This window comes from Prevotella aurantiaca, assembly GCF_015262605.1.
In the GTDB taxonomy this organism is placed as follows: Bacteria; Bacteroidota; Bacteroidia; order Bacteroidales; family Bacteroidaceae; genus Prevotella; species Prevotella aurantiaca.
This window is the reverse complement of record NZ_JABZSJ010000076.1, coordinates 1-10,115: the sequence shown is the minus strand read 5'-3', so window position 1 is coordinate 10,115 and position 10,115 is coordinate 1. Positions and strand designations below refer to the sequence as shown.

Sequence of the window (10,115 nt, the reverse complement as noted above, 5' to 3'; positions counted from 1 at the left end):
TCAGAGTAAATAACTACATTTGCAGTTGTGCACTTTTGTTTGACAACGTACAATTATAAAGGGCTTGATGGTGTTAAAGTTAACGGAAATATTGTAACTAAGAAAGGAGGACGGAAATGAAATTTTTAAAAAGAATAGTTCTTGTTGTCTGCTTATTATGTGCAGTTTGTTATGGAGGGTTAGCTCTAATTACTGGCTACCCTGTTATACTGGATTTGTCACCAAATATCCAAAGTTCAACAGAGAATTATATTAAAGGACAATCAATTAACCCATTAAATAATTTCAATTTTAACTCAGGAAAATGGGAGGCTTATTTGTTATTAAGCAATGACGATTATGAGTTGATAAAAGGTGATTTATGTAGTAATAAACTATTTACAGATGATATATCTATATTAAATATTCTAAAGAAAAGATGTAAGTTTATCTATACTGGTGGCGATTTGTCAACAGTAACCAGTAGTTTTATTCTTTATAAAAATGGAACTAGAGTATTTGAAACAGGAGTAGTGATAGAGAAATCTCTACAAGGATTTCAAAATCAGAATTATGGTTGGATTACATCAAAGTATAACTTGATAAATATTTTTAATAGATTCGATAAGTTAAGAAGTCCATTTACCATCCTGAGGTAAAAACGGTAACATATTAAATTAGATGTTATTACGATAAGAAACAAATACAAAAATGATTTTTTGGATTAGAATAAAAGCAATACTTCGTTAATTCCAATATAATCGTTTGAAAATGAGAGAGTTAATTAACTTAATACAACTAATAGTATTTGGTCAAGTTGCTGATTATCAGTAACTTTATAGTAGCGAAATCATAAAGCAAATGACATCAGAACCACTCGACCAATATACAGAAATCTGCAGAGATTATGTTATTTAATGATGTATCACCTAATCCTATTTGTATATGAAAATGAAAAAAAAAGTCATTATTATATGTTTCCTGATAATTGCATTGTGTGTATTATTTCTTGAAGTCTTAAATATATCAATTGGTTATTATGGATATGGCTATGATGGAGCAAGAATGTTTTCTTTAACTAAACAGGAATCCAAAAATAATGGTGTATTTGTCAAGGATGTAAAATATAAAGTGTCCCCACTATTACATGTAAAAAGTATTTTTGTTGAAAAGGGATTTAAATGGGACAACTTCATGAACATGCACGCAATCAAGCTAACAAAAAAGGATGATACTGGAAACAATCACCCAGAACTCCCATACCAAATAATAGTTGAATATGATAAATATAACTATGATGATAGTGTTTACTGTATCGTAACCCCATATAATAAGAAACTAAAGAATAGTCATTTCAATGATACTTTGTTTTTTAGAGTTTCTATTTCTCCCTTGAATAATATAATGCACACAAGTTATTACACTCTTAAGGTGTGGGATAGTACGTTGTCAAACAAAAGTGCACAACTGCAAATGTAGTTATTTACTCTGATATTTCATTGTTTTATTATCAAAAATTCTTTTTTTGATTGAATTTTTCTTTATTATTTCTCTTATCTTTTTTATTTTCTCCCCTTGCCTAAATATCCGTATTTACGTGTAAAATTATTCAAAGATTTATAAAACCTTTTCAAATTATAATATTACACCCTTGTTCAATATTTTTTCGGTTCAGACGACTGGTATAATGATTTAGTTTTATTACATATTTCAATAATCTGAAAATCAGTTGAAAAGTAAAAAAACTAAAAAACTTCAATAATGCTAAGAATTTAGTACAAATATATTTCAATGAAAATATTATAGTGCATAAGTGGCATAATTATAATTTAATTATTATGCTTTGATAATTAGATTAGTTGGAAAGAATAATACGGTTTTAAAACAAGTTCTGGTAAGATTTACGGAAATAATGTTAATTTGCGACAGAAAAACTGTGCAATATTGAGTAAGATATTTGTACCATTTGTTATTAACATGTGGTGATATTGAGAGGGAACTTCTAAATTTATTCATTGCAAGTCAAGCTACTACCTTGACAGGCTAAGTGTACTACAATAAAACAAGTTAAGAACAATGCTTCTTACGCTATCAAGCGAAACTTCATTAGCTGAGTAAAGTTTAAAGCAGAGTCTATTAAACAGACAGTTTCCTTTATAGTCGACGTTGAATTTAAAGCAACTTCTCGATATATCCTTAAGGAAACTGTGAAGAACGATAAAAAGGAACCTAATAATGAGAATTCTAGAAGTTCACATCGTATCCTTGAATTTTATTACACTTACCAAGCTATAAAAAAAATAGGACTTTTTTTACATAAAAAAGATGTTGTATCGAGAATAGATACAACATCTTTTAAATAGAACCGCAAAGTTCTTTCATTATCTTTTTATAAACTGATAAGTCATTTACAACTTATCGTTGGTATCCTTCATATCTATGAATTGACGTTTATTGTCGTAGAACTCATATTGCATAAAGGCAAGTTTTTGAGAAGGAACAACTTTAATGCCGAAACCATATTTCATTTGCCACTTCATTTTTAGAGAAACAACGCCTTTGTTTATATAAGCAGCAACGTATGGGTGAACGTGTAGATAGAACTTCTTAATGCCAATCTTTTTTACAAGTTGTTCAATTTTTCGTTCAAGTAAATCAGTAAATAGTAAACTTGAACGTATTTTACCTGTTCCAAAACAAGTTGGACAATCTTCTGCCACATCAACATCCATAACAGGACGGACTCTTTGGCGTGTTATTTGCATTAGTCCAAACTTGCTCAATGGCAAGATATTATGGCGGGCACGGTCTTTTTGCATCGCTTTACACATACGCTCGTAGAGCATTTGCCGGTCTTCCGCTAAGTTCATATCAATGAAGTCTACTACAATAATACCACCCATATCTCTCAAACGGAGTTGACGAGCAATTTCATCAGCTGCACCAAGGTTGGTATCGAGAGCATTTTGTTCTTGTCCCTTTTCCTTTGTTCTGTTTCCGCTATTCACATCTACAACGTGCATAGCTTCGGTATGTTCAACAATAATATAGCAACCTCGTCCGTAATTTATAGTTTTTCCGAAGCTGGATTTAATCTGCTTCGTTACGTCAAAGTTGTCGAAGATTGGCAACTTGCCGGTATATTTTTTTACTATGCTTGCCTTTTCAGGGGCGATAAGAGTAACATAGTTCTTAACGGCATTGCAAATTTCCTCATCGTTTACATAAATATTCTCGTAGGTAGGGTTGAAGAGATCGCGAAGCATGCCTACAGCACGTCCTTTCTCTTCAAAAATGAGTTGTGGTCGCTCTTGAGTTTTCTGTACCTTTGTAATGGCATCATTCCATCTTCCAAAAAGAACTTTCATCTCAGCGTCGAGTTCTGCCACCCTTTTTCCTTGTGCCACTGTACGAACAATAACTCCAAAATTCTTTGGGCAAATGCTCTGTATGAGTTGCTTTAGGCGGGCGCGCTCTTCTCCACTTTTAATTTTAGTAGAAACGTTTACTTTATCCCCGAAAGGAATTAGTACAAGGTAACGTCCTGCAAAAGAAATTTCGCCTGTAAGGCGTGGCCCTTTTGTAGAAATAGGCTCTTTTACTACTTGTACCATTACTTCCTGACCAACTTGCAGAGTGGTTTGAACACTGCTATCTTTCTGCAAGTCGGGTAGTTTGTTGGCTTTCTGAATAGGGAAAAGTCGTTTCCTATCGCTTTGTACCTGTTTGAGATATTTTGCAAAGGAGTTGAATTGACTTCCTAAATCAAGATAATGAAGAAATGCGTCGCGCTCATAACCAACATCTACGAAGCAGGCATTAAGTCCTGGCATCAGTTTCTTGACCTTCGCTATGTAGATGTTTCCAACTGAGAAATTGGCTTCTCTTGGTTCGCGTTGGTATTCTACCAATCGCTTGTCCTCAAGTAATGCTATCGAAATCTCTTTCGGTTGGGCATCTATAATTATTTCGCTTGTCATTTTCTTCTGTTCTTATAAGCATCTTTTCGATGCTTATTCAAAAAAAGCGAGACGTGCCGTCGCACTCCAGGGATAACGAGTTTAATGCGATGACATGCCCCGTCATGTTGAAAGACTTAATTAGAGTCTTTAGCCCGATGAGGCTTACTTGCTCTTATGTCTGTTCTTTCTTAATCTCTTTTTACGCTTGTGCGTAGCCATCTTGTGTCCCTTTTTCTTCTTTCCGTTTGGCATAGCTTTAAATGTTTAAAATGTTATGATTGTTTTGTTTATTATTTCTTCATATCCTCAATGAATGTCTTCGCTGGCTTGAAGCTTGGGAAGTCATGTGCTGGGATAGTAATTGTTGTGTTTTTTGAGATGTTGCGTGCTGTCTTCTCTGCGCGGTGCTTAACGATAAAGCTACCAAAACCACGGAGGTAAACATTCTCTTTCTTAGCTAATAAGCTGTCTTTTATCGCATCCATAAAAGATTCCACGACTGCTGAAACATCCTTCTTAGATATACCAGTAGAAGACGCAATCTCATTGATGATATCTGCCTTTGTCATTTTGTTTTGTTTGTCTATTAATTTATACTTATCATGTTATCTCATCATAACGGACTGCAAATATACTCATTTTCAGATAAATAGAGAAATGTTTTTCGCTTTTTTTGCAAAAAGTCTTTCATAGGGTGTCTGACAATCTACTTTTTTTGTACCTTTGCCCTGTAATAATATATAAGGTGTTATGAAAATTGCTATTGGAATTGATGTTGGAATATCGACAACGAAAATAGTTGGAATTAGAAATGGAGAAGTGGTCCGACCTTTGCGTATAAAGGCTACAGATCCTGTAACCTCTCTTTATGGTGCATTTGGAAAATATCTGTACGACAATAAGATAGAATTGAGCGATGTGGGTAAAGTTATGCTGACTGGTGTTGGCTCTGCTTATATTGATAAGCCTGTATATGGCTTGCCGACAGAAAAGGCTGACGAGTTCTTAGCAGATGGTTTAGGTGCCCGTTTTGAATCAAATCTCAATCGTATGATAGTAGTTTCGATGGGTACTGGTACTTCGCTTGTTTTATGCGATGGAGATGATATTCGTCATATTGGAGGTATTGGAATAGGAGGAGGAACATTGAACGGACTTTCTCGTTTGTTGCTGAACACTGATGACATTCATCAGATTTCTGATTTGGCAAAGAAGGGAGAAATCGGAAATATAAATCTACAGATAAGCGATATTTCATCAAAACCTTTGCCTGGATTGCCGATGAATGCTACTGCATCTCTTTTTGCTAATGCTCGTGGAAATACAAGCAGTGAAGATGTTGCATTGGGACTTATCTGTTTGGTATTGCAATCCATTGGTTCAGCTACGATTTTAAGTGCATTGAATAGTGGAATAACGGATTTCGTGATGATAGGGAATCTTTCTCGTCTCCCTCAGTGTAAGATTCTATTCCCTATGATGGAACGTTTATATGATGTACATTTTATCATTCCTAAATATTCTGAATATTGTACTGCTATAGGTGCAGCCTTACAAGCAAGCAATGAATTATAATTTTTATATGAAAAAAACAGCTCATAAAGTAGAAAATACTTTTTAACGAGCTGAAAGTGTGTGTCATAGTATTGTTTTATGCTCTTATTATAAGAAAACTTAGTATGTATTTTAAATGAAATGCTATTGTTGTAGTTTTGTTAGCTAAGCAAAGATACTCAAAAGGATTTAAATATAAACTAAAAATTAAACTTATTTTCTTCTTTTATAATACATCTATAATATATCTATGATAATTTTAGGGACTATTTTTATTTATTTCTGTATTCTTTTGTTCATAAGCAAACTAACAGTTAAGAAAAGCAGCAACGATTTGTTTTTTCGTGCAACTCGTCAATCGCCATGGTATCTTGTTGCGTTTGGAATGATTGGTGCAAGTGTGTCAGGTGTAACATTTGTCAGTGTGCCTGGTATGGTTATTGGGCAAAATATGACTTATGCACAGACCTGTTTGGGCTTTATTTTTGGTTATGTGTTAGTTGCTTTTGTGTTATTGCCTATTTACTATCGTTTGAATTTGATTACAATATATTCCTTCTTGAAGGATAGATTGGGTGTACGAAGTTATAAGATTGGAGCATCATTTTTTATCTTGTCCAAAATGTCGGGAGCTGCTGTAAAGTTTTATGTTGTTTGTATGATACTGCAACGGTTCGTCCTTGACAGTTATAATATACCATTTCCTCTAACTGTGGTTGTACTTGTGTTTCTGATATGGCTTTATACGCGTAAAGGAGGTATAAAAACACTGGTATTTACTGATTCTTTCCAAACGTTCTGTATGCTCCTTACTTTACTCCTTATAATTTATAAGGTGATGAGTGTATTAGATCTAAACTTGTGTGAAGCTTTAAATGCTATAACAAACGATTGTCATTCGCAAATATTTGTATGGGACGATTGGGTTTCTAAGCAAAATTTTTGGAAGCAATTTTTGAGTGGCGTGTTTATTGTTGTTGTGATGACAGGTCTTGATCAAGACATGATGCAAAAGAATTTAACATGCAAAAGTTTAGGAGATGCACAGAAAGATATGTGCTCTTATGGGGTAGCTTTTTTGCCAACTAACTTACTGTTTATGGCTTTGGGAGTTTTACTCATGATGTTTTTTCAGCAAGTAGGTAAACCTTTACCTTCTTCACCTGACGAACTTATGTTATATCCTGTAGCTGGTGGATTATTAGGAAGTGGGGTAGAGGTAATGTTTACAATAGGTGTGGTTGCTGCATGTTTTTCAAGCGCTGATTCAGCTCTTACTTCTCTAACAACAAGCTTTTGTGTAGATATTTGTGAACAGCCAACAAACGAAATTCTACGTAAACGAGTACATTTTGGAATGGCAGTAATATTTGTTATTTTTATCTTAGTGTTCGGAGCTGTAAATTCAACAAGTTTAATTGATGCTGTATATATTTTGTGTTCTTATACTTATGGTCCACTTCTTGGTTTGTTTGCTTATGGATTATTGACACATAAGACAGTGAACGATCGTATGGTGCCTTACGTGGTATTAGCGAGCCCGTTGATATGTTTTTTGTTAGACTATATGGTAACGCCGTTATGGAATTATAAGTTTGGCTACGAACTATTAATGCTCAATGGTTTACTAACATTCTTAGGCTTATTGGCTACAAGAAAGATGAAGTAAAAAGGATTATGTTATTGTATTGACTTTTTTACTTAATGATTTTATAACAAGAAAGAAAAAATGGTAAAAAGAATAACTATATAGGGGAAATCTTTCTACCATTTAATTTATTGTGCTAATACTTTATTCAGCAAGCAACTTCTCTATTTCTTTTTCAATGTTTTCAATCTTTTCTGTTGGTTCGAAACGGGCAATAACTTGTCCCTTCTTATTGATGAGGAATTTTGTGAAGTTCCACTTAATATCTGACTTTTCTTTGTAATTTGGGTCTGCCTCTGATAACATCTTATCGAGAATAGGTGTCAGTTTGTGACTTTCGTCCCAACCCGCAAAACCTTTTTGTTCTTTCAAGAATTTGTAGAGTGGTTCAGCGTCTTCGCCATTAACTTTAATTTTCTTGAAGCGTGGGAACTCTGTACCATAATTTAGTTTGCAGAATTCATGAATACTTTCATCAGTACCTGGTGCCTGTTGTCCAAACTGATTGCAAGGAAAATCGAGAACTTCAAAACCTTGTGCATGATACTTTTTGTAAGTAGCCTCAAGTTCATCATAAGTTGGTGTGAACCCACATTTTGTAGCTGTATTTACAATTAGCAATACTTCGTTAGCAAACGCTTTTAAAGAAATATCACCGCCTTTTCTATCTTTGACAGTGAAATCATAAACTGTTTTCATCTTTTGATTTTTATTTTAAATGAATATCCTGTAATATTTGCAAATATACGAAATAAATTCTGAAAAAGCAATCATACAGACATTAAAAATTCTTATAAGTGTTATATTATAGTAGGTTTTGGTAATATGCTTTGAAACAAATGATATTTATTTTCACAGTTATATGAAAAAGCCCTACCAAATGTTGTATGTTGGTTAGGGCTTCTGTTTTGCTGATTATATCGTTGTTATGTCTTTTGAATTTCTCTTTACTTTACCAATACTTTAATAGTTGATCCGTCGGACATTTTGACAATGTTAAGGCCTTGTTGTGGTGTACTGATTCTACGACCATCAATGGTATAGCGTGCTATTTCCTTGATCTCATTATAGTTATCAGATATACCTTTGACACCAGATGGATCATCAGATAAGTAGAATTTAGCTGCATTTTCAATCTTTCCGTCATTGCGTATAATCATTGCGATAACTGCAAGCTTTGTGTAGCCAGCTTTCTCAATCGCTTCTTTCAGAACAGTATTGGTTGGCATTGTAAGTGTGTAAGTGTTTGTTATAATTTTCCCTTCTTGTAGTGGTTCTATCTTTGCTTCGTTAGCATTTTCTAAGTTGTAAGAGCTAGCGAGCATTACATCATCGTAAACCAATGTAACCTTAGTACTGCTATATTTGCCACCTTTGCAGAATAATGATAAGTATGGATCGTTGTTAACATTTGCAGCAACATATTGATAGTAACTATTCATTTGTTTCCAAATCGATGCAGTTCCTGTAAGTTCATCCCCAACAATCACATAGGCAATATCAAATTTTTCGTTTACCAAAGGTTCAATGGTTGCAGTTGCTGTTACTGCTGTTTTATCTGCATTTAGTTTACCTGTAACTGATACACCTACAGTTGGAATTCTGGTAAGTGCTTTTTCGAAGTCTATACAAATATCTTCTTCTGAACCATAGAATGGATCCATCGTCTCATCGCGGTCTATCTTACAATTAGGTGCTCCGCCAAACTCAATCATTGCATAATTTTTGCAATACATAGGGTCCGTTTCATTGTACTGGTGGATGGCAATACCTACGAAGTTTTCACCGAACTTATCGCGCATCTTTTTCATACCTGCCCAACCGCGTGGACACCATCCACAAGCCGTACCTGTATACTCCTCAACAACAACTCCCCTATTAACCTGTTTACTTACGGTGGTTAGTTTAAAAGTTGTAGACTTGTTTTCTGCTTCGTTGGCCTTTCCATTTACCTTCGTAATAGTGATAATTTTCTCTTCAACGCCAGTATTTGCGTTGGCTGTAACTGGTATGTTAATTGTACATTTAGCACCCAATGTCTTGACAGGAGGATTGATATCAAGATGTTGCTCTACCCCTGTTGCACCATTAGTTGTAATGGTATAATCAATATTGTTGATGCCAGCACTGCCACCATTGAGAAGCTCAACCTTGCTATTACCTGTATTATTTTTAACTAAAACAAGATCCTGCATTTTATCTGGAGAAACAGAATTCTCTGCGAATTTACCTTCAATAAGTATATTTAGTGCCAATTTGCCAAAGCCTTCTTCAGCTAAATCGCTCCATTTTGCAGTAGTCTCAGAGGTACGTACAAATAAACTATTCGCTTCTTGACTATCGAACGTAACTATAGGAAATTTTGTTGTGCCATCTGAAACATTGGTAATAGTCAGCGTATAACCTATATAGATACCATCAGATCCAACAACGTACGGAGTGGTAAGTTCAACATCGTTAACCATTCCCTGTAGGTTTTCTGCTTCATCACCGCCATTAAGAGATGCGTGGTCTACATTCTGAATATAATCTACATCGTTGATATCTTCAGGTAATTTTTTAGAAATCCATATTTTTACATCTTTTGTGTTTTCCTTGTCGCGGAGGTAGAAGCGAAATGCCTTTATAGTTTTACCTGCAATAACAGTATTACTGGGTGCAATATAGAGAGAGGCGTAGTAAGTTTCAGCTTTAGATACACCAACAGCACTACGTTCTTCATCTTCTTCTTGATATCCCCACCAAATTTGATTATTAGCAGGTTCAATTTTATTGATTGATGCTTTGCATGATGTTAATGGTTGGGCGTTTATTACACTGCTTTGGTCTATTTGGAATTGACCAGTTTGCGCATAGGTTGAAATACACAGTATAAATGCAAAAATTGGAAATAACAGTTTCTTCATATTTATAAAAGTTGGCGTAATGGACATTTGGTAGGCTGAAAAGCTCACGGATTTTAGTAATGGACA

8 protein-coding genes are annotated in these 10,115 nt (G+C 34.4%); 4 read left to right on the top strand and 4 right to left on the bottom strand.

The annotated features are described in order from the left end of the window. The first annotated feature begins 116 nt into the window (after positions 1 to 116). On the top strand, positions 117 to 638 hold the full coding sequence (locus HXN26_RS10245) for a hypothetical protein (RefSeq protein WP_146739285.1): 522 nt from the start codon (positions 117 to 119) through the stop codon (positions 636 to 638). Between the two features lie 292 nt (positions 639 to 930). Further along, positions 931 to 1,458: a hypothetical protein gene (locus HXN26_RS10240; RefSeq protein ID WP_249031176.1), complete on the top strand. Its 528-nt coding sequence runs from the start codon at positions 931 to 933 to the stop codon at positions 1,456 to 1,458. Between the two features lie 929 nt (positions 1,459 to 2,387). Here HXN26_RS10240 and HXN26_RS10235 read toward each other — a convergent pair. Together HXN26_RS10235 and HXN26_RS10230 are read right to left on the bottom strand one after the other, a co-directional pair. After that, positions 2,388 to 3,959 (bottom strand): Rne/Rng family ribonuclease, encoded by a 1,572-nt coding sequence (locus HXN26_RS10235; RefSeq protein ID WP_025001297.1) that lies wholly within the window; start codon positions 3,957 to 3,959, stop codon positions 2,388 to 2,390. 272 nt (positions 3,960 to 4,231) lie between these two features. Further along, on the bottom strand, positions 4,232 to 4,510 hold the full coding sequence (locus HXN26_RS10230) for an HU family DNA-binding protein (RefSeq protein ID WP_025001296.1): 279 nt from the start codon (positions 4,508 to 4,510) through the stop codon (positions 4,232 to 4,234). Between the two features lie 181 nt (positions 4,511 to 4,691). Here HXN26_RS10230 and coaW point away from each other — a divergent pair, with 181 nt between their 5' ends. Together coaW and HXN26_RS10220 are read left to right on the top strand one after the other, a co-directional pair. Then, positions 4,692 to 5,516: a type II pantothenate kinase gene (gene coaW, locus HXN26_RS10225; protein ID WP_273161097.1), complete on the top strand. Its 825-nt coding sequence runs from the start codon at positions 4,692 to 4,694 to the stop codon at positions 5,514 to 5,516. Between the two features lie 229 nt (positions 5,517 to 5,745). Beyond that, a complete protein-coding gene (locus tag HXN26_RS10220; protein WP_273161096.1) occupies positions 5,746 to 7,164 on the top strand; it encodes a sodium:solute symporter in 1,419 nt (472 codons plus the stop codon). 123 nt (positions 7,165 to 7,287) lie between these two features. Here HXN26_RS10220 and HXN26_RS10215 read toward each other — a convergent pair whose 3' ends face one another. Beyond that, positions 7,288 to 7,842, bottom strand: coding sequence for a glutathione peroxidase (locus tag HXN26_RS10215; protein ID WP_273161095.1), 555 nt, complete (start codon positions 7,840 to 7,842; stop codon positions 7,288 to 7,290). A gap of 248 nt (positions 7,843 to 8,090) precedes the next feature. Then, the coding region (locus HXN26_RS10210; protein WP_337954482.1) for a hypothetical protein at positions 8,091 to 10,115 on the bottom strand (2,025 nt) is incomplete at its 5' end.